14 protein-coding genes are annotated in these 21,034 nt (G+C 69.1%); 7 read left to right on the top strand and 7 right to left on the bottom strand.

Translation table 11 applies throughout. The features are described from left to right. Window positions 1–307: 307 nt before the first annotated feature. Window positions 308–7,231 (top strand): hypothetical protein, encoded by a 6,924-nt coding sequence (locus ACNQVK_RS32555; RefSeq protein ID WP_418032799.1) that lies wholly within the window; start codon window positions 308–310, stop codon window positions 7,229–7,231. Between the two features lie 58 nt (window positions 7,232–7,289). Here ACNQVK_RS32555 and ACNQVK_RS32560 read toward each other — a convergent pair whose 3' ends face one another. Further along, window positions 7,290–8,099, bottom strand: coding sequence for a sulfotransferase family protein (locus ACNQVK_RS32560; RefSeq protein ID WP_418032800.1), 810 nt, complete (start codon window positions 8,097–8,099; stop codon window positions 7,290–7,292). After that, window positions 8,096–8,647 (bottom strand): TetR/AcrR family transcriptional regulator, encoded by a 552-nt coding sequence (locus tag ACNQVK_RS32565; protein WP_418032801.1) that lies wholly within the window; start codon window positions 8,645–8,647, stop codon window positions 8,096–8,098. The genes ACNQVK_RS32560 and ACNQVK_RS32565 overlap by 4 nt, the downstream gene beginning before the upstream one ends. Before the next feature lie 116 nt (window positions 8,648–8,763). On the opposite strand from ACNQVK_RS32565, the gene ACNQVK_RS32570 reads away from it, so the two are divergent. The 4 genes from ACNQVK_RS32570 (at window position 8,764) to ACNQVK_RS32585 (ending at window position 14,368) form a co-directional block, all read left to right on the top strand. After that, window positions 8,764–9,687, top strand: a complete 924-nt coding sequence (locus tag ACNQVK_RS32570) for an SDR family NAD(P)-dependent oxidoreductase (protein WP_418032802.1) — start codon at window positions 8,764–8,766, stop codon at window positions 9,685–9,687. A 34-nt stretch (window positions 9,688–9,721) separates the two neighbouring features. Then, on the top strand, window positions 9,722–10,228 hold the full coding sequence (locus tag ACNQVK_RS32575) for a cupin domain-containing protein (RefSeq protein WP_418032803.1): 507 nt from the start codon (window positions 9,722–9,724) through the stop codon (window positions 10,226–10,228). A gap of 84 nt (window positions 10,229–10,312) precedes the next feature. Beyond that, entirely contained in the window at window positions 10,313–12,019 is a 1,707-nt protein-coding gene (locus tag ACNQVK_RS32580; RefSeq protein WP_418032804.1) for a DEAD/DEAH box helicase, read from the top strand. Between the two features lie 117 nt (window positions 12,020–12,136). After that, window positions 12,137–14,368, top strand: a complete 2,232-nt coding sequence (locus ACNQVK_RS32585) for a DUF1214 domain-containing protein (RefSeq protein ID WP_418032805.1) — start codon at window positions 12,137–12,139, stop codon at window positions 14,366–14,368. Window positions 14,369–14,427: 59 nt separating this feature from the next. Here ACNQVK_RS32585 and ACNQVK_RS32590 read toward each other — a convergent pair whose 3' ends face one another. Genes ACNQVK_RS32590 through ACNQVK_RS32610 form a run of 5 tightly spaced genes read right to left on the bottom strand, consistent with a single transcriptional unit; the run spans window position 14,428 to window position 18,686 of the window. Then, window positions 14,428–15,243, bottom strand: a complete 816-nt coding sequence (locus ACNQVK_RS32590) for an HAD-IIA family hydrolase (RefSeq protein WP_418032806.1) — start codon at window positions 15,241–15,243, stop codon at window positions 14,428–14,430. Between the two features lie 25 nt (window positions 15,244–15,268). Beyond that, on the bottom strand, window positions 15,269–16,699 hold the full coding sequence (locus ACNQVK_RS32595; RefSeq protein ID WP_418034473.1) for a PH domain-containing protein: 1,431 nt from the start codon (window positions 16,697–16,699) through the stop codon (window positions 15,269–15,271). 53 nt (window positions 16,700–16,752) lie between these two features. Next, window positions 16,753–17,247 (bottom strand): PH domain-containing protein, encoded by a 495-nt coding sequence (locus ACNQVK_RS32600; protein ID WP_418032807.1) that lies wholly within the window; start codon window positions 17,245–17,247, stop codon window positions 16,753–16,755. Next, a complete protein-coding gene (locus ACNQVK_RS32605) occupies window positions 17,244–18,239 on the bottom strand; it encodes an HAD family hydrolase (RefSeq protein WP_418032808.1) in 996 nt (331 codons plus the stop codon). The genes ACNQVK_RS32600 and ACNQVK_RS32605 overlap by 4 nt, the downstream gene beginning before the upstream one ends. Window positions 18,240–18,284: 45 nt before the next feature. Next, a complete protein-coding gene (locus ACNQVK_RS32610) occupies window positions 18,285–18,686 on the bottom strand; it encodes a MerR family transcriptional regulator (RefSeq protein WP_409551237.1) in 402 nt (133 codons plus the stop codon). 96 nt (window positions 18,687–18,782) lie between these two features. Between ACNQVK_RS32610 and ACNQVK_RS32615 the strand changes: the two genes are divergently transcribed. Continuing rightward, entirely contained in the window at window positions 18,783–20,078 is a 1,296-nt protein-coding gene (locus tag ACNQVK_RS32615) for a flavin-containing monooxygenase (protein ID WP_418032809.1), read from the top strand. A gap of 31 nt (window positions 20,079–20,109) precedes the next feature. Beyond that, a complete protein-coding gene (locus ACNQVK_RS32620) occupies window positions 20,110–21,033 on the top strand; it encodes an SDR family NAD(P)-dependent oxidoreductase (protein ID WP_418032810.1) in 924 nt (307 codons plus the stop codon). Window position 21,034: the final 1 nt, after the last annotated feature.

Consider the following 21,034-nt stretch of genomic DNA (forward strand, 5'->3'; position numbering starts at 1 on the left):
ACAAGATCAGATCAAGACCGAGATTGTCAGCAGGTCAAGGCCATTTTCAGGCGAGGCGGCCACACCGTCGCCGACCCGTACCCCACCCGGAGAATTCCGACCGAACTTCAATCGGATATTGCGTTTTCACGGGCCGCCGATGTTAGCCTCCTCGCATTTATTTACGAGGGTGTCGACGCTCACACCCGAAGAGCAAGGGGAATCCGTGGGGAAGCACAGCGCTGCGGTGAATCGTGGTCGGCGAAATCTGACAGGTCCGATTGCGACAGCAGGACTGGCAAGCATCGCCCTGGCAGGCGCCGGGGTCATGCTCCTGCTGGGTCCGGACTCGCCCACGATGAGGTCGGTCACCGCCGATGTGCGACTCGTCAACACCGAGGGACCGAGCAGCGATGGCAACTCCGACGCCGGGAACCCTCCCGGTAAGACCGGTGCCACCGACGGCAAGCCCAAGCCCAAGAAACCACGCGTCCCAGGCGTCAAGCAGGTGCGCGAACATCTGCGCGAGCAGGTCGCCGATGCCACGAAGACCCTGAATGACGTCGCCCGGGACGTCGGAGTCAAACGCGCCGACGGCAGCGCCAAGACCAACGCCAAGGACGACAACGACGAAAACGCGACCCGCGGCCCGCTGCGGAAACACAAGCCGGCGGCATTGCCGAAGGTCGGGAACTCCGACACACCAGACGTCAGCGCAACCGACGAGCCGGAATCGCGCGTGACCCCCCGCCACCGTCTCAGTGAAATCGCCGACCGGGTATCCGACTCATTGGCGAACCCCGTCACCGGTGACAAGCAGCCGGACGCCGCCTCGGCGATCCTCGGCGGCCGATCGAGCGACCCCGAGCCGCTCGTTCCACAGGCGACGGCATTCGTCGCCCCGGCGTCCGCACCCGCACCGATCACCCCGATCACCGGGCTGCTGTCCGCGGTCACGCTGGGCACCATCATGACCCCCAACGCACCGACGGACCCCGCCGAAATGCCTGGCGTCTGGGCGGTGATGGCCTGGGTGCGCCGTCAGTCCGCCTACTCGGTGGACAGCAACACCGCCGCATCCCGCAACGCGTTGGTCGCCCCGACCACAGCGTCAGCCACCCTGGATCCGGCGGTCCTTGATCCGACCGAGATCGTCAACCGCTGGATCTACCAACCGGTGCACTACGGGACCCAGCTGTGGATCACCAGCCCGCTCGGCAGCGCCATCGGCGGCGTGATCAACGACGTATCCGGGCAGTACCTGATCGGCAACGGCGCCGACGGCACCCTGGAGAACCCCGACGGCGGCGACGCCGGTCGGTGGATCGGCGACGGCGGCGACGGCTTCGACGGGGTTGCCGACGGTGTGGCCGGTGGCGACGGCGGCGATGCCGGCTGGTTCGGTGACGGCGGCGAAGGTGGCGCGGGCTGGGCCGGCCTCGACGGTGGTGACGGCGGTCGCGGCGGGTCGTTCATGGGTATCGGCGGCGGCGGCGGTGACGGCGGGGCATCCGCCAACGGCCAGGCCGCAGGCAACGGCGGCAGGGGCGGTGACGCCAACGGCTGGTTGTTCGGCATCGCCGGCGACGGCGGCCGCGGCGGCACCGGCACCACCGGCACCGACGGCCGCGAGGGCGACTGGGGCATCGACTACGGCAACGGGTACGGCAACGGCGAAGACGGCGGTATCGGCGGCGGCAACGGAGGCAACGGCGGAGACGGCGGTAACGCCAACGGCTGGTTCTTCGCGACCGGCGGCGACGGCGGCCAAGGCGGCAACGCCGGAACCGGCGGCGAAGGCGGACGCGGCGCCAACGGCGACGCCACCCACCTCAGCGGTGGCTCCGGCGGCACCGGTGGCACGGGCGGCGGCACCGGAGGTATCGGCGGCGCGGCGGGAATGGGCGGCGGGCTCTTCGGGCTCCTCGGTCACAGCGGCGTCGGGGGCGGCACCGGTAACGGCGGCGGAGGCGGCGACGGCGGCGACGGTGGAGACGGCTTCGGGCTCATCGGCCACAACGCTTCCGGGACGGCCACCGGTGGGTCGGGCGGCTCCGGCGGACGTGGCGCCGCCTCCTCCACGGCCGGCGCCGGGCATGGCGGCGGAGGCGGCGGCGGTGGCGGCGGTGCTCTACTGGCCGGTGGTGGCGGTGGCTCCACGGTCAACGGCACCGCGACGGGCGGCGACGGCGGACGCGGCGCCGACGGTACGACCACGGCAGCCGGCGGAACCGGCGGAACCGGCGGCCTCGCCCAGATCACGTCAGACTTCGTCCTCGCTTCCGCAAGCGGAAATGCCAAGGGCGGCAAGGGTGCTGACGCCGTGGGTGTCATCGACGGCGGTGATGGCGGCAAGGGCACCATCGACGTCGAAGGCACCGCTGCCTACGTCACCAACGGCACCGCGATCGGTGGCGACGCAGCGGCCGGGACCGATGGCAACGACGCGTTGCTCTCGGTCAGCAGCGGCAACAGTGACGGCAGCTCGGCGATCGCGGGCAGCAGCTCTGCCGGCGCCGTCGGCGGTGGCGCGACCATCATCGTCAACCACGGTGCCGTCAACGGCACCACCGCCAAGGGCGGTGACGCCGGATCGGGTAAGGCCGGCGGCAATGCGACGGTGACCGCCACCGACAACGGCCAGGTCAAGGACAGCACCGCAACCGGTGGCAACGGCTCCGACACGGCGGTCGGTGGCGACGCCGCCCTCACGGCGGACGGAACCGACTCTCTCATAAAGGATTCCGCGGCGACCGGCGGTAACGCGGGTGCCGGCTCCAATGGCGGAACCGGCGGCAAGGGTGGCAACGCCGACCTCAACGCCGGCGCGGGCGGAACCGCGACCGGGACCGCCCACGGTGGAGACGGCGGGAACGGCGCGGGTGCCGGCAGCACCGGTGGCGACGGGGGCTGGGCTGAGGTGCAGGCCGGCTACGACACACTCGGCCTCACCGGCGGTACCGCGAGCGGCACGGCCACCGGCGGCAAGGGCGGCGACGCCACCAACGGTGGCACCGCCGGTGACGGTGGTGGCGCACTGATACTCGCCGCGGGAGCCTCCGGCGTTGCCACCGGCAACACCGCGACCGGTGGTGACGGCGGCGCGGCAAGTGCAGCCGGTGCCACGGGCGGCGCCGGTGGTTTCACCAACATCGCCGCATTGAACGGCAGCATCACCGACAGCACCGCGACCTCGGGCAACGGCGGTGCCGGTAAGGGAGGTAACGGCGCTGCCGGTGGCATGGGGTGGATCCAGGCCTATGACCCGACAGGCGCTGCGGGCACCACGATCACCGACGCCACCTCCACCGGTGGCGACGGCGGCGACGGTGGCGTCAACGGCATCGGCACCGCGAAGGGCGGCGACGGTGGCACCGGTGGCAACAGCACCTTCTGGAAGGTCGGTGGCCAGCAGTCCTCTGGGGAGAGCACCTCGGGTGGCGACGGCGGCGACGGCGGGGCAGGCGGCGCGTCGGGTAGCGGCGGCACGGGCAACGGAGGCACGGGCGGGGCCGGCGGCATCGGCGGCAACACGGCAGGCCTGACGGGCCATGGTGGCGACGGCGGGAACGGTGGCAAGGGCGGTGCCAACGGTGCCCTCGGCGGCAACGGCGGCGCTGGTGGCAATGGCTACGGCGAAGGTGCGACCGGCGGCGACGGCGGTGAGGGCGGCAACGCAGGCACCTACGTCGACGCAGCCCACACCGGCACTGGCGGCAAGGGCGGTGACGGTGGCACGGCCACCATCAGCGGGACGAACGGTGGAACCGCAAGCGGCACTGCCGATGCGGGCAACGGTGGCGACGCCGGCAACGGTGACGTCCTGGGCAACAGCGGCGGCAACGGCGGAAAAGGCGGCGCGGCCAACATCATCGCCAACGCGGCGGGCAGTAGCGCCACCGGTGACGCCACGGGCGGCGACGGCGGCGATGCGACCGGAACCGGAACCGGCGGCAACGGTGGCGAAGGTGCCATCAAGGCCACGGCCATCGGCGCCGAGGCCAGCGGCACGGGCACCGGCGGTGCGGGTGGCGACGGCATCAACGGCGGAACCGGTGGCGCCGGTGCCCAAGGCGGAGTCTTCGCCCAGCGGACGAGCAGCACGGCCGACGGTACGGGAATCGGTGGTGCCGGTGGCGACGCCGAGGGCGCAGGCAGCACGGGCGGCAACGGTGGCGGCGGCTGGATTCAGACCGGTTACTACGCCGGCGGCGCCAACAGCAAGGCCAGCGGTTACGCCCGTGGCGGCGCCGGCGGCGGGGCGACCACAGGCGGTCACGGCGGTGCTGGTGGCGGGTCCGTCGTCCTCGCCACCGGGGACTCCTCCACTGCCGGCGGCAACACCTACGGCGGTGCCGGCGGTGCGGGCGCCAACGGCGGAACCGGCGGCAAGGGTGCCCTCGGTCAGATAGTGGCGATGGGCACCGGGACCAAGGCCGGCGGCACCGCGACTGGCGGTGACGGGGGTAGCGGCACCGGTACCGGCATCACCGGCGGCAACGGTGGCGTCGGCCTCGTCAGTGCGGGCACCTCGACCGGTGGTGGTCTCAACGGCGTAGCCGAGGGCACCGCCACGGGTGGCAACGGCGGCGCGGGCCAGAACGGCGTCAACGGCGGTAATGCGGGTGAGGGCAAGCTCATCGTCAAGGGCGATGGTGATTCGATCACCGGCAGCACCGCGACCGGTAGTAGCGGCTACACCGGCGGTCAGGGCAACACCGGCCAGATCACCACCAACGGCGGCAAGGTCATCGACAGTTCCGCGATCGCCGGAATCAGCACCGCCAATGCCGCGGGCGGCGGTGCCAGCATCACCGTCACCGACGCGGGCAGCACCGTCACCGACACCGACGTCAAGGGCGGTGACGCCGGATCGGGCAAGTCCGGCGGCGGCGCGACGGTGATCGTCAACACCGGCGCCACGGTTTCGAACAGCACCGCTACGGGCGGCAAGGGCTCCGACACCGCTGTCGGCGGCAAGGCCGCCATCTTGGCGACCGGTGCCGGCACCTCCATCGCCGATTCGTCGGCCACCGGTGGCAACGCCGGTTCGGGCGATGCCAACGGTGGCACCGGCGGTGCCGGGGCCAATGGCAATCTCACGGCCACCTCGGGCACCATCACCGACGCCACTGCCACCGGCGGCGACGGCGGCGACGGCACCAACGGCGGTAAGGGCGGGCTCGGCGGGGTGGCTACCGTCACCACAACGGCCACCGGCAGTACCGCCACGGGCACGGCCACCGGCGGCAAGGGCGGCAACGCCGACGGCGCCGGCAGCATCGGTGGAAACGGCAGTACCGGAACCATTTCCGCCGCCGCGGTCAACAGCAAGGCCGGCGGTACCGCAACCGGTGGTGCCGGAGGAGACGCCGCAACCGGCGGAACCGGCGGCAACGGCAACAGCGCTCAGATCAGCGCCACCGGTACCGGTGGCAATGCCGGCGGCACCGCCACGGGCGGCAGGGGCGGCAACGCCACCAACAGCGGCAAGGGCGGTGTCGGCGGCCAAGGTTCCATCAGCGCGACTCGCGCGGACAGCGAGGCGAGCGGCACCGCCATCGGTGGCGCCGGCGGCTCCGGTGATGGCGCAGGCAGCCTCGGCGGCAACGGTGCACAGGGCGCGATCTCTGCCGGTCTCGCGGGGTACACGGGCGGCGACGGCAGCAAGGCCAGTGGTTACGCCCGCGGCGGCGCAGGTGGCGATGCGACCGGCGGAGGCAAGGGCGGTGCCGGCAACTTCGGCACCATCTTCGCCACCGGCACCGACTCCACTGCCGACGGCAACGCCTACGGCGGAGCCGGCGGGACCGGGGCCAACAACGGCACCGGTGGCGCAGGCGGACGCGGGCAGATCACGTCGAAAGGCATCTCGTCGAATGCGAGCGGGACCGTCACGGCAGGGTCCGGCGGCAGCGGCACCGGTTCCGGTGTCACCGGCGGTGCCGGTGGCGACGCCACCATCGGCTCGGGGCAAGGCACTGCCGGTGTTGTGGGCGTCAATGCCGTCGCGCAGGGCACCGCAACCGGCGGCAACGGTGGCGCGGGCGTGAACGGCGTCAACGGCGGCAAGGGAGGCAATGCGGGCCTGAACGCACGGCGTGACGGGGACTCCGTCACCGGCAGCACTGCGACCGGCGGCAACGGCGGTACCGGTGGAGCCACCGGCGGCGACGCCACCATCAACGCACAAGGCACCAGCGCCGCCGTGCCGAGTGTCGTCACCGATTCGTCGGCCACGGGTGGCAACGCCGGTGCGGGCGATGCCGGCGGCGGTGTCGGCGGAAACGGCGGAACGGCCACCATTACGGCGGCGACAGGCGCCGACGTCACCGATGGTCATGCCATCGCCGGCAACGGTGGCGCCGGCATCACCGGCGGCAAGGGCGGCTCCGGCGGTGCCAGCACCATCTCCGTCACCCTCCCGACTGACAACTTCACCGGAACGACCACCGGTGGGGTCGGCGGGACGGGCACCGGGACCGGGGCCACCGGCGGCGCCGGCGGCGCGGGAACCAACGGTGGCACGGGCGGAGCCGGTGGCACCGCCAAGATCGGTGCCGATTCCACCGGGACTGCCAGCGGCGCCGCGACCGGCGGCAAGGGCGGCAACGCGACCAACGGCGGCCGCGGCGGCGTCGGCGGCGGCTCGCTGATCATGGCCGCAGGCACCGGCAGCGTTGCCACCGGCAACACGGCCAAGGGTGGTGACGGCGGCGCGGCCGGCACCGCCGGCGCGACCGGTGGTGCCGGCGGGTTCACCAACATCGCGGCCCTGAACGGCAGTGTCACGGGCAGCAGCGCGACCTCCGGCAACGGCGGCACCGGCAACGGCGGAGACGGCGGCGCAGGCGGAATGGGCTGGATTCAGGCCTACGACCCGTCGGCCCCGGCCGGTACCACCATCGTCAACGGCACGTCGACCGGCGGCAACGGCGGCAACGGCGGCACCAACGGCAACGGCAGCGCGACGGGCGGCAAGGGTGGGGACGGCGGCAACAGCACGTTCTGGAAGTCGGGTGGCCAGACATCCAACAATCAGGTCAACACGGGCGGCAAGGGCGGCAACGGCGGCAACGGCAGCGCGCCCGGTGCCGGCGGCACCGGAAAGGGCGGTGCGGGCGGTAGCGGCGGCGTCGGCGGCAACACCGCTGGCGGCATCGGCACCGGCGGTGCGGGTGGCAACGGCGGCAACGCACTGCCCGATGGAACGCCCGGCACCACCGGCTCCACCGGCGCCAACAACCCCTGACCGCAGGGACGGCAAATGGGAGAGGCCCGCTTCGGCGGGCCTCTCCGCTGTCAGGGGTTCATACGACGCGCAGACCGTCCGGAACATTGCCCGGATCGCGCCAGAACGCGTCGTGGACAAAGCGATTGAACAGATCCGGCGGCAGCACGGTCTCGCGCGGTTCGGCTTTCACCTCACCGCGCACGGTGTGCAGCCCGGGCGTCCCGGCCCGTTCGTCGAACTCGGTGACGTCGTAGTCGACGTGGCCGAAGTCGTGCTCGAAAGCCGGCTCCCCGATGAATTCGTAGATGGCGCGCAGGACGTTGCCCGGATCGGTGGTCAGGGTTTCGTACTGCACCACCAGCAGCCGGTCGCGCTGGGCGCCGTAACACGCCTGCTTGAGGGCGTCGTAGGGAGCGCCGACCATTCCGTCCTGTGCGGCAACGTCATTGGCCCTCGTGTAGACGGTGCCGCCCGGGCTGTAGTTGAAGATCGACGACGGACTGAACACGTTGCGCTGGACCAGCCGTTCGATGCTGTCGATCACCCATGGCAGATCACGCACGCACGCAATGACTTTCGCGTCAGGGAACAGCTGCGCAATCGCCGGCATGCGCGCACACCAGCCGCGGTTGGTATCGAAGATCACCTCGGCGTTGCAGTCGGAGTAGTAGCTGTCGAACAATCCACGCAGGATGCGCTCGCGCTTCGCGTCGTCGAGGAACACCGAAAACTCGTTGCGGGCGCTCATCTGGGCCAGCAGGGCGTCGAACAAGCCGGCCAGGGGACCCGACATCCCGGCCTGAACGCGCGGGTTCTGCCGAAGCAGCGCCGCCAACAGCGTCGACCCCGACCGCGGCAGGCCCGAGATGAAATGCAGCGCCGTCACCGTCTTCCTTTCGCCCGCAACCCGTCGAACACCACCGAGGTGACCCGCTCGGCCACGTCGTCGTTGTAGGCCTGCATGGCCTGGCATCCGACCAGAAGCGCCTTCACGTCCGAGACCGTGACGTCACGTCGGACCGTGCCCGCCTTCTGCCCGGCGGCCAGCAGGTCGCCGAGGACGGCCAGGTACTCGTCCTCGGCTTCGGGAACCACGGTGTTGACGTCGATGCCTGATCCGGCGAGGGCGTCGACCAGTCCGCGGTCGGCGGCGCCCCACTGCAACACCATCGACCGCAGGAACATGAACAGCGCGTCGGCGGGATCGGCCTCGGCGAGCAAGGTTCGCCCCTCGTCGACGACGCCGCGGATCCGCTCGGCGATCACCGCCTGGAACAACGCGTCCTTCGTCGGAAAGTGTCGGTAGATGGTTCCCGCGCCGACCCCGGCCCGGCGCGCGATCTCGTCGATGGGTACGGACAGTCCATCGGCGGCGAACGTTTCGTAGGCCACCTCCAGCACCCGGGCACGGTTCCGCGCCGCATCCGCACGCATTCGCCATCACCTCACAAATCCGTCGGCGACAAATCATTGACAAAGCGGGGCGCACGTTCCGTATATTCGTACACAACCGGAGTGCTCACTCCGCTTAGCCCCACTAGGAGTCTCTCATGACCAACTGGACCACCGCCAACATTCCGAATCAATCGGGCCGCACGGCCATCGTGACCGGCGCCAACACCGGTCTCGGGCTCGAGACCGCCAAGGCCCTGGCCGCCAAGGGCGCCCACGTCGTCCTCGCCGTGCGCAACCTGGAAAAGGGAGAGGCCGCTGTCGAGTGGATCTCGCGGTCGGTGCCGAACGCCGACCTCGGGCTGCAGCGCCTCGACCTCGGGTCACTGAAGTCGGTGCGGGAGGCCGCTGACGAGATCCGGGCCGAGCACGACACCATCGACCTGCTGATCAACAACGCCGGCGTGATGACCCCGCCGAAGGAGACCACCGAAGACGGGTTCGAGCTGCAGTTCGGCACCAACCACCTCGGCCACTTCGCCCTCACCGGCCTGCTTCTCGACCGCCTGCTGCCGGTTGCCGGCTCCAGAGTGGTCACGGTCAGCAGCATCGGCCACCGCTTCTCGCGCGGCATCCGGTTCGACGATCTGCAGTGGGAACGCAGCTACAACCGCCTCCAGGCCTACGGTCAGTCCAAGCTCGCCAACCTGCTGTTCACCTATGAACTGCAGCGCCGCCTGATCGGGCAGAACACCACGGCCCTGGCCGCGCACCCCGGCGGATCCGACACGGAACTGGCCCGCCACCTTCCCCGCGCCGCACAGCGCGCGGTCCCCCTGCTGCGTCCGCTCTTCCAGGAGGCCGCCATGGGCGCGTTGCCGACCCTGCGGGCGGCGACGGATCCAGGCGCTCTCGGCGGTCAGTACTACGGTCCCGACGGGCTCGGCGAGCAGAAGGGCCACCCGAAGCTGGTGACCTCGAATGAGCGGTCCTACGACATCGAGCTACAGCGCCGGCTGTGGTCGGTGTCCGAGGAACTCACCGGCGTGACGTACCCACAGCTGCTGGACGCGCGCGCCTGACGCGATGGCCCGTCGCCGCAACTAGGCTGGCGGGGTGTCGCTCTGGGATCCCAGGAATGTGCCCCCTTATCCCCCGCCCCGCTACACCGAGAACGAGCCTGAAGTCAGCGCGCGGCTCAGACGCGGCGACGGGCCGCCCGACTACGACTCCCACGGCCTGGTGAAATACCACTACCTGGCCAACCAGCAGCAGACCGACGGCGATTACGGTCTCTACCGCGTCGACATCAGCCCGCAGGGCGGCGGGCCGGGCCCGCACTTTCACCGGACCATGTCGGAAGCGTTCTTCGTCCTGTCCGGCACCGTCGAGCTCTACGACGGAAACGACTGGGCGGACGGCAACCAGGGCGACTTCCTGTATGTTCCACCGGGCGGAATCCACGGCTTCCGGAATGTGACCGACGCGCCGACGTCGCTTTTGATGTTGTTTGCTCCAGGTGCGCCGCGCGAAGCCTATTTCGAAGGGTTCGCCCAGCTGGCCGACCTCAACGACGAGGAACGCGCCGAGTGGTTCGTCAAGAACGACAACTACTTCCTCTGAGCGACACGCCCGGGGCTTTCCTGCAGAGATGCGCCGGCGTAACGCGCTGGCCTAGACTGCATTCCGACTGAGAGGAGTCCTCGGGTGCGGGCTGATGCAGCGCCCAGCACCCAGGCACTTCGGGGCTGGCAGCGCAAGGCGCTGGTGCGGTATTTGACCGCCAAACCGCGGGACTACCTGGCGGTCGCCACCCCAGGCGCGGGTAAGACGACGTTTGCGCTGCGGATCGCGGCCGAGCTGCTCAACGACCGCACGGTCGATGCGATCACCGTGGTGGTGCCCACCGAGCACCTCAAGATCCAGTGGGCGCAGTCGGCAGCGCGAAGTGGCATCGCACTCGATCCGAAGTTCAGCAACTCCAACTCGCAGACCTCCGCGGAGTACCACGGCGTCGTCGTCACCTATGCCCAGGTGGCCAGCCATCCCACCCGGCACCGCGTCCGCACCGAGAACCGCAAGACCCTCGTCATCTTCGACGAGATCCACCACGGCGGTGATTCGAAGAGCTGGGGCGACGCCATGCGCGAAGCCTTTGACGACGCGACCCGGCGGCTGTCTCTCACCGGTACCCCGTTCCGCAGCGACGACAGCCCCATCCCGTTCGTGAACTACGAAACCGACGGCGCCGGTTTCCAGCAATCGAAGGCCGACCACGTGTACGGCTATTCGGATGCGTTGGCCGACGGGGTGGTCCGGCCCGTGGTGTTCCTCGCCTATTCGGGTGAGGCACGCTGGCGTGACAGCGCCGGCGAGGAGCATTCGGCCCGGCTCGGTGAGCCGCTGACCGCCGAGCAGACCGCACGCGCCTGGCGTACCGCGCTGAACCCGACCGGCGAGTGGATGCCTGCCGTCATCGCGGCCGCCGACAAACGGTTGCAGCAGAAGCGGCAGCACGTGCCCGATGCCGGCGGCATGATCATCGCCACCAACCAGACCACCGCACGGGCCTATGCCGACCTGCTCATCAAGATCACCGGCGAGACGCCCACCGTGGTGCTCTCCGACGATCCCGGCGCCTCTGACCGGATCAGCCAGTACTCGGAGGGCACCAGCCGTTGGCTCGTCGCGGTCCGCATGGTGTCCGAGGGCGTCGACGTGCCGCGTCTGTCCGTCGGCGTGTACGCGACGAGTGCGTCGACGCCGCTGTTCTTCGCCCAGGCCATCGGCCGGTTCGTGCGCTCGCGCCGGGCCGGCGAGACCGCCAGCATCTTCCTGCCTTCGGTGCCCAATCTGCTGCTGCTGGCCAGCGAGATGGAAGCCCAGCGCAATCACGTGCTGGGCAAGCCGCACCGCGAGTCCGACGGACTCGATGACGAGGCGCTCGAAGCCGCCGAGAAACGCAAGGACGAGAAGAGCGAACTCGAGAACGGCTTCGAGTCCCTCGGTGCGGACGCCGAGTTGGACCAGGTCATCTTCGACGGCTCGTCGTTCGGCACGGCGACCCCGGCCGGCAGCGACGAGGAAGCCGACTACCTGGGCATCCCCGGCCTGCTCGACGCCTCGCAGATGCGAGATCTGTTGCGGCGCAGGCAAGATGAGCAACTCACCAAACGCACGGCCGAGGCCGCGGTGTCGGGCGGTCCGCCGCCCCCGCGCACCACACACGGCCAGATCCGCGAGTTGCGCCGTGAACTCAACGCCCTGGTGACCATCGCCCATCACCGCACCGGCAAGCCGCACGGCTGGATCCACAACGAGCTACGCCGCATCTGCGGCGGGCCTCCGGTGGCGGCCGCGACCACCGATCAGCTCAAGGCCCGCATCGAAGCCGTGCGCGACCTGAAGGCCTGACAGCCGCCCTCACGACAAAAAATCAGAGTCCCGCCAAACTCGCCCGAGACCGAACTGGAACTTGTTACAGTCGGCCAATTGCGTTCTGTTGCAGCCAGAACAGTTGGGGGAGAGCAAATGACGACGACGTCCGCTACCGCTGGAGGGGCACGATTCATCGGGCGGGTGGGCGCTCTCGCCGTCGCCCTCGGAATCGGAGTGGCGGTTGCCAACGGCACCGGGATCGCCTCCGCCGGGACCGGTGGCTCAGACTCGTCCGGAACGTCTTCAGGCGCGAGCAACAGTCCGAAGTCCGATAGCTCGACCCCCAAGCGGGGCCCCCGCAAGCCGTCGGCCTCGGGCCCGGGCCCGGAGAAGCTGGCCAAACGGCTCGGCGAGGTGTCCGCCAAGGTGGAGTCCGCCCTCGACAAGTCCAAGGCCGGCGAGCGTCGATCGTCGGCAGCGTCGACCGACCGGAAAACCGACGGCAAGGACGGCAAGGCAGCGGTCGAGACCGCCGTCGGCAATGTCCGGCAGGCGGTCTCCCGCGCCATCGGCACGACAGCCGATGCACCCCGCAAACGCCCGGCCACGCTGGACACCACGCCCCAGGGCCCGGCCGAGTCCGAGGCAGAAGCCGCCACGCCCCTGGAATCGCTGACCGTCGTCACCAAGACCGTGACGAATGATGTTGTGAACAAGGTAATTCCGGCGGTGACGCCCCGCATCCAGGCGCCGTCCGCCCAGGCCATACCCGAGCTGGTGGCGAACGTGACGGAGCGCCTCAAACCGCGCATCCCGGAATCACCGGTGAACCCGGTCCATGACCTCGGACTGGCGGCGCTGCTGGGCTGGTCGCGCCGCGACGGCCAGGCTCCGTCGATCGACCTCTTCGGCCGGTCGCGGGAGTCCCAACAGGTCGAAAGCAGCGTCACCACCTCGGAAGTCACCGACCAGGCGACGTCCATACTCGCCACCGAGGACCAGCTTGAGGCCGAGCAGCAGGTCAGCCAGATCGTCAACACGCCCATCGTCCAGCTGGCCAAGGTGGTGCTGATGGCGGCCTGGTACGTCGAGGCGGCCAAGAACTTCGCGACCGTCGGCGGCCCCGACTTCACGAACTTCTCACAGCTCAACCAAGCCGCCACCGAGTTCGCCAACCAGTCGGCAACCGAGTTCCTGCTGCTGAATTCGAATGATCCGAAGCTGCTGCTCCAGGTCAACCCGCCGCACAGCTGGAACGGGCAGAACGCCGGCGGCACCCGGATCTGGTACGACAACCCCGACACCGTCTACCGGTTCACGGGCATCAACGGCGCCTCCACCTACCGGATCGAAGGGACGGTCGCGGGATACGACCCGGCCGACCCGAGCACCCACCCCACCTCCGCCAACGCCAATTTCAGTGTGCTGACGGGCATCAACGGCGTTACCGCAGCCAATCTCAGCGGCGAGGACCTCAGCATCAGGGACGACGGGACGTTCACAATCGTGGTGAGCCCGGACGGGGCGCCGGCGAACCCCGAGAAGGGCATGAACTACATCCAGGCCCCGGCCAACTCGACCATCCTGGCCACCCGAAACACCTTGGGGGACTGGAATACCGAGACCCCGATGACGCTGACCATCGAGAAGACCGCCGGACCGCCCAGCAGCTTGTTCAGCCAGATCGGTGGGTTCGCCATCCCGGGGATCGGCGAAACGGTGGTGAAGAACCCGCTCCTGCTCTCGCTGGTGTCGATCGTCCCGGCGTTCGACAAGGCCCCACTGCTGCTGTCGTCCACCGAGACCGCCCTGCTGATGCTGGTCACCGGCATCAGCGGTGAGAACACCTACATGTCGGTGGCCACCGCCACCGGCGCGCCCAACACCTTGTCGCAGCCCGCTCACAACGCACAGTTCCTCTCCACCCAGTTGCAGAGCGCCGGCTACTTCCAGCTCAAAGACGACGAGGCAATGATCATCACCGTCGATCCGGGTGACGCGGAGTACTTCGTGGTGCCGGTGACCAACGACTGGACCATCACCGGCGACACCCGCAACCAGCAGGTCAGCCTCAACAACAGCCAGGCCATCAAGAACGCCGACGGCACTTACACCATCGTGGTGTCCAAAAACGATCCCGGCGTGGCCAACTGGGTGTCCACCGGCGGGCTGAATCAGGGCACCATCTCCATGCGGTTCCAGGGCGTTGACCCGGATTCCACCGACAACCCGTCGGTGAAGACGCAGGTGGTGAAGATCTCGGAAGTCCAGGGGATCGTCAACGATCCGAACAACCCCAACTACAACCCCGAGCAGCTCAACTACGACCGCGACCAGCAGATCGCCGAGCGCCAGGCCGGTTACGACAGGCGCTACACGGTGTAACGGGCCGCCAGGGCCGGCGAGATCGAGGTCGCCGACGATCCGGCCCGTTGAGCAGAGCCCTACAACTCCAGCAGTTCGGGAAGGTCGGCGACCGAGTCGATGATGTAGTTGGGTTGCATCGCGAATTCGTCTGCGGCCCAACGGTCCAGCGTCGACTGACGGAACTTGCCGGTCCGCACCAGCACCCCGGCCATCCCCACCACCTGCGCCGCCAGGACGTCGTTGTTGAGGTCGTCGCCGATCATGTACATCTCCTCGGGGTCGACGCCGAGGCGGTTGGCGGCGGCCAGGAACCCTTCCGGCGCGGGCTTTCCCACGGCCGTGGCCTTGCGGCCCGAGGTCTCCTCCATGCCGGTCAGGTACATGCCGGTGTCCACTCGCAGTCCGTCGGTGGTGGTCCACGCGGTGCTGCGGTGCATCGCCACCACCGGCACTCCTTGAGCCATCCAGTCGTACACCCAGCTGAGCGTGAGGTGGTTGTACTCCGGTCCGGCCCCGCCGAGCAGCACCACGTCCGGGGTGTCCGGTGCGGCCGGTCCGGTGAAGTCACTGGAGTACACGACGTCGACGCCGGGCATGTCCTCGCCGATCTGGCCGCTGTTGACGAGGAAACATCGGGCGCCGGGGTAACGGTCCCGCACGTATTCGGCGGTCAGCGCCGCCGCGGTGATCACCTCGTCGGCGGCGACGTCCATGCCGGCCGCGGTCAGCAGATCGGCGATCTGAGCGCGGGTGCGCGTGGTGGTGTTGGTCAGGTAGGAGCGGGCGATCTGGTTCTCGGCCAGCACCCGCAACGTCTGCGCAGCGCCGTCGATGGGCTGCCAGGAGGTCACCAGCACACCATCGATGTCGAACAACACTCCACCGATAGCCATGCAGCGACAGTAAACGTCGGCGAATTCAGCGCAACTCGGGGCCTGCCGCCCCGGATGCCCACGCGTTGTCGGCCACCCACGGTGAGGCGGCCACCGCCACCGACCATGCCTGTGCCGCCGGGACGTCGATCACGGCATAGCGCTTCTCCCCCGCGGCGGTCGCCGCGATCAGGGTGGCCACCCCGGCGCGGCGCTGAAAGAACGTCTGCCGCACCGTCCATCCGATGATCCCGGCGGCGTCCAGGTGGTCGCGGCGACGCTCGAGACTTCCGGCCCGGGCCACCAGCCAGCCCTCACGCACCAGATGACCGAGGGACCTGGCCCGGTCCGCGGCCAGCAGGGCGGCTCCCCCGGCCAACAGTGCCCACAGCACCCACAGCCACACCGGGACCCCGGCCATCAGCATCACCGCGGCCACGAGCACGGGCAGCGTCAGGGCACGCGTCCAGCGTCGGCGCACCGCCGCCGGTCCGTGGGCCACCAGCGGTGCCTCGACGACGCCGGGATTGTCGATCAGCTCGGCCAGTACCCCTGTGGCGGTGGAGGCAGGGCAGGGCGGCAGTAGGAGCGAGGCCTCTCCCTCGCCGCCGACGCCGGTCATCACCGCGTCGAGGCGCGCACCGCCGAAGGCCCGCACCAGCAGTGGCTCACGCAGGGTACCGCCACGCATCCGTCGCATGTCGTAGGTGTGCTCCCGCAGCCGAAGCAGGCCGTGCTGCAGGTGCAGCGCCCCACCCTTTCCAGGAATGTCTCTGCGGGTCAGCACCAGATTCCCGTAGGTGAGCAACGACCTCAGCACCGACAGCACCACCGAAAGCGTCAGGACCACCATCGCACCGAGCACCACACTGATCAGGACGCCGAGGCGTTCTGCGACCGCGATTCCGGACTGGGCCAGATCCGAGTTCTGCAGCGCCGCACCCGCTCCCGCCTGGTAGACCACCCCCACCGCGGCTGCGATCATGGCCAGGCCCGTGAGGCTCAGCGGACTGTAGCTCAGCCACGAGGGCTGCCACCGGGCCAGTTCCCGGCCCGCCGGTGCATCCTCGACCGGGACGGCGTCGGCCAGCAGGATCGCGCGCAGCCGGGGCACCTGCTGCGCCTCGACGGCGTCGAGGGCAAACACGGTGTCCCCCTTGGCCTCCTGGCCGGTGCTGATCCGCAGCACGGTCAGCCCGAGCATCCGGTGCAGCAGCCGGGCATCGGTGGACACCGATCGGATCCGGTTGCGCGGCACCGACAGCACCTTGCGTTGCAACAACCCGGTACGTAGCTGCACCTCATCCGGTTCGATGCGGTAGCTGGTGGTGAACCAGCGCGCCAGGCCGACGGCGACGGTCAGCGCGATCGCCGCGATGGTCCAGCCGGAGTTGCCGGTCGCCGAGCCCAGCACCACCGCACCGATCAACAGCGGGATCTGTTGCAGCACTTCATGGACCGGGTGGACCAGCAGCATGCGCGGGCTCAGCCGCTGCCACGGCGGCCCGATGGCCGGTTCGGCCGGCGTGGTCACGTGGCGTCCTGTTCACCGATCGCCGCGATGTCGGTCAGCTGCGCCACCACCCGCTCGGCGACGTCGGCGTCGAGGGCCACGATCCGCACCGCCCCGGCCGAGGACGCCGTCGTCACCGTCACGTTGGCCAGGCCGAACAGCCGGTCCAAGGGGCCTCGGTAGGTGTCGACGGTCTGCACCCGCGAGATCGGGGCGATGCGGCGCTCCTGTACCAGCCACCCGGTGCGGGTGTACACCGCGGGGGTGCCGGATCCGACGTTGATGTCCCAGCGGTGCACGCGGTAGCGCCAGATCGGGACCACCACGACGAACAGGGCGGCACCCAGCACCGTGACGATCGCGGCCGCACCGTGCAGCCAGAGCATCCGGGAGTCGAGGGCGAACCAGACCAGCTGGACCAGTGCCAGCACCGCCCACGGGATGGCTGCGCTCAATGCCCACACCAGTGGCGCCTTACTGCTGGGCGGCTGGGCAGGGTCGACCAATTTCACTGTGCGAATACCGTCTTCCAGTCGTTCTTCATGTCGACGACGGTCCAGCCGTCCGGCCCGGCCTGCTGCAGCGCGGTGACCAGTTTTCCCGAGGACGGCGGGTTGGCGTCGTAGGCGTATTCGCGCTCGGCGTCGGTGTGGTGGACCAGCACGCCGAGGCTGGGGCGCGGGTTGTCGATCGTGGTGTACTCCAACATCGCCTGGTCACCGTCGCTGTTGCCGACGGCGAGGATCGGTCGCCTGCCGATGAACTCGTGAATACCCGAAGGTTTCCCCGCCTTGTCGTCGACGAAGACGTAGTCCAGGGTCTTCACGAGCACTGGCTTACCATCCCGCAGTTCGTATTTCGTGGTGCCGGTGGAGCCGACCACTTGCTCGGGCGGGATGCCGTACACCCGCTGTGAGAACACCCGCATGAAATCCGCACCGCCGCCGGAAACGATGAAGGTACGGAACCCGTTGTCCCGCAGGTAGGACAGCAACTGTTGTTGCGGTTCGTAGGTCAGCTGGTCGTAGGGCCGGTCGAACCGGGGATGCTTGGCGGTCGCCATCCAGTCGGTTACCCGCTGGTCGAACTCGTCGGTGGTCATCCCGGAGTGGGTGAGCGCCAGGACGTGCAGCAATCCAACATGCCGGTCACCGGCGAGCAGGGTCGCCACATCGCCCTTCAGTGCCGCCTGCACCATGGGGTCGGCGGCCAGTGCCGGTTCCTGCGGTGCCCGGCGTTTGAGCTCGTCGATGACGAACGCCGCTTGGAACGGCAGCGGCGCCTCGGCCCAGAGCGTGCCGTCGTTGTCGAACACCGCGATGCGGTCCTGCGGCGCGACGAAATCGGGTGTGTCGGCTCTGGTGACCCGCTTCACGAACTCGGTGATCGAATTCTTCGCCGATGTGTCGTTCCACGCGGACAACGGATCTGCGGCACCGTCGTTCGACGAACACCCGGTCACCAACAGCAACACGGCGAGCAGGACAGCCAGCACGTTGCGCATGGCTCCCAGACTGCTATGGCGTCGGTGCGCCGTCCAGCACCGGACCTATCGAGCCGGATACTCGTCCGTCATCTTCCGCAGGTACGGACAGTCCTCGGCGGGATTGTCGTCCGGACAGGTCAGTAGGTGCTCGAGGTGCGCCTTGGCTTCGGCCAGCCGATCCTGTTGCCGCTCAATCTCCCCGAGGCGGTCGAGCACGGCATCGCGCCAGTCGTCGTTACCCGCGGTGAGAATGGTCTCGATCTCGTCGAGGCTCAGGAGGCCGCTTTCCCGCCATACCTTGATCAGCCCGATCCGGTGGAGCTGCTCCGGGCCGTACAACCGCCAACTGGACCGGCGCTGGGCCGGATGGAGTAGGCCGCGTTTCTCCCAGTACCGCAGGGCCGATTCGGCCAGACCGAATCGCCGTGCCGCCGCACCGATGCCGATGAAGTCGTCGTCACTCATGTCACCCACCGCATTTACGACCTTGATCTAAAGCCGACTTGAAGTGCTCTTGTTAGGTCACCCTAACTAACTTGGCGCAGAAAGAAAGGCCCTCCCATGAGGAACGAATACATCGAGACCGTCGTCGTCGGCGCCGGCCAGCAAGGCTGCGGAGTGGCCGGAGCGCTACAGCAGATCGGGCGCGAGGTGATCGTGTTCGAGAAGGGCGAGGTGGGCCAACGGTGGGCGCACGAACGGTGGGACAGCCTGCTCGTCGGGAGCGGCAACCGGTCGATCCGGCTGCCCGGGCGGGATTACGACGGCGACGACCCGTTCGCCCTGCCGTCGGGCCCGCAGGTAGCCGATTATCTGCGGCGCTATGTGCGGGACCGCAACCTGACCGTCCGTGAGCGCACGCCGGTACAGGCCGTCGAGGGCCGGTTTGGTGGATCCGACGACGACGTGCGGTTCAGGACCCGCCTGCACGACGGCGGGACGGTCGAATCGCGCAACCTCGTCGCAGCCGTCGGCGGCTACGCACAACCGCGCAAGCCCATCCTGTCGTGCGACATCGATGCGGCCATCCACCAAACCCATTCGTCCGACTATCGCAATCCCGACGCGCTTCCGGGCGGGTCGGTCCTGGTGGTCGGTGCGGGGATCAGCGGTCAGCAGATCGCCGACGAACTGGTCGATGCCGGCCGACGGGTCTTCCTGTCCGTGGGCCGGCACCGCGCCTGGCCCCGGCACTACCGCGGCCGCACCATCCACGAATGGATGCACGTGTTCTCGCTGTATGACGACTTCGTCACCGCAGGCGCCGATCACCGCTCACGGCTCCCCGGATTGCCGGTGTGCGGAAACAGGCTCGGCACCGCCGAACTCAACCTGGGCACATTGGCCGAAAAGGGCGTCGTAATGGTCGGTTCGGCCCGCGGGGCACGTGGCAGCGTGCTGATGCTGGAGGACAACGTCATCGACATCGCCGAGAAATCCGCCCTCTCGTTCCGAGAGGTGATCAACAAGATCGACGCCGGACTGCGTGACCGCGGCTTCGTCGCCCCCGAGGCTGCGACGGCACCCGTCGTGAACCTCGATGCGATCACGGGCTTCGACACCCGGCTCGACCTGGTTCGGCACGGCATCTCAACGATCGTGTGGTGCACCGGATTCCGCCCCGACTACCGGATCCTGCCCGCATACGCGCTCGACGAGAATGGGGTGCCACTTCAGCAGGGCGGCATCCTGGGTGCACTCCCCGGCCTGTACTACGCGGGGCTGCCCGACGGTGACTCGCTGGCCCGGACGGGCCTGGCCGCTGTCGCGGACAACGGGCGGTACATCGCCGACCAGATCCACATCGATCACGTGATGCGGTCGAGGCCCTCGGCCTCGGTGATCGCAACGGTGTGAGGCACAACGGCGCACCCGTAGAGTTCGAGCCATGAGCGCCAATTCCAAGTGGACCGAGGCCGACGTTCCCGATCAGTCCGGCCGGATCGCGATCGTCACCGGCTCCAACACCGGTCTGGGCTACGAGACCGCCCGCGTGCTCGCCGCCAGGGGCGCGCACGTCGTCATCGCGGTACGCAACCTGGACAAGGGTCGTCAGGCCGTCGAGCGGATCACCGCCGCAGTACCCAAGGCCGATCTCAAGCTGCAGCAGCTGGATGTGGGCTCGCTGGATTCGGTCCGGACCGGCGCCGAGGAGCTCAAGGCCGCCTATCCGCGCATCGATCTGCTGATCAACAACGCCGGGGTGATGTACCCGCCCAAGCAGACCACCGTCGACGGCTTCGAGCTGCAGTTCGGCACCAACCATCTGGGCGCGTTCGCGCTGACCGGCCTGCTGCTGGAGCACCTGCTCCCGGTCGACGGGTCACGCGTCGTCGCGGTCGCCAGCATCGCCCACGACATCCAGGCCGGCATCCACTTCGACGACCTGCAGTGGGAACGCAGCTACAACCGGGTCGCCGCGTACGGGCAGTCCAAGCTCTCGAACCTGTTGTTCACCTATGAGCTGCAGCGGCGCCTGGCCGCCAAGAACGAGCCGACCATCGCGGTGGCCGCCCATCCCGGGGTTTCGGATACCGAACTCACCCGGCACATCCCCGGCGCCGGGCTGCCGGGCGTCGGCAGGATCACCAGCCTTCTCGTCAACAGCGCGGTGAAGGGCGCCCTGGCCACGTTGCGCGCCGCCACCGATCCCGGCGTGCAAGGTGGTCAGTACTACGGACCGGACGGCTTCCGGGAACTGCGCGGCTACCCGAAGCTCGTGACGTCCAGCAAGCAGTCGCATGACGAGGAATTGCAGCGCCGGCTGTGGGCGGTGTCCGAAGAGCTCACCGGCGTCACGTTCCCGGTGTGAT

Source organism: Mycobacterium sp. 134 (genome assembly GCF_048282715.1).
GTDB lineage: Bacteria > Actinomycetota > Actinomycetes > Mycobacteriales > Mycobacteriaceae > Mycobacterium > Mycobacterium septicum.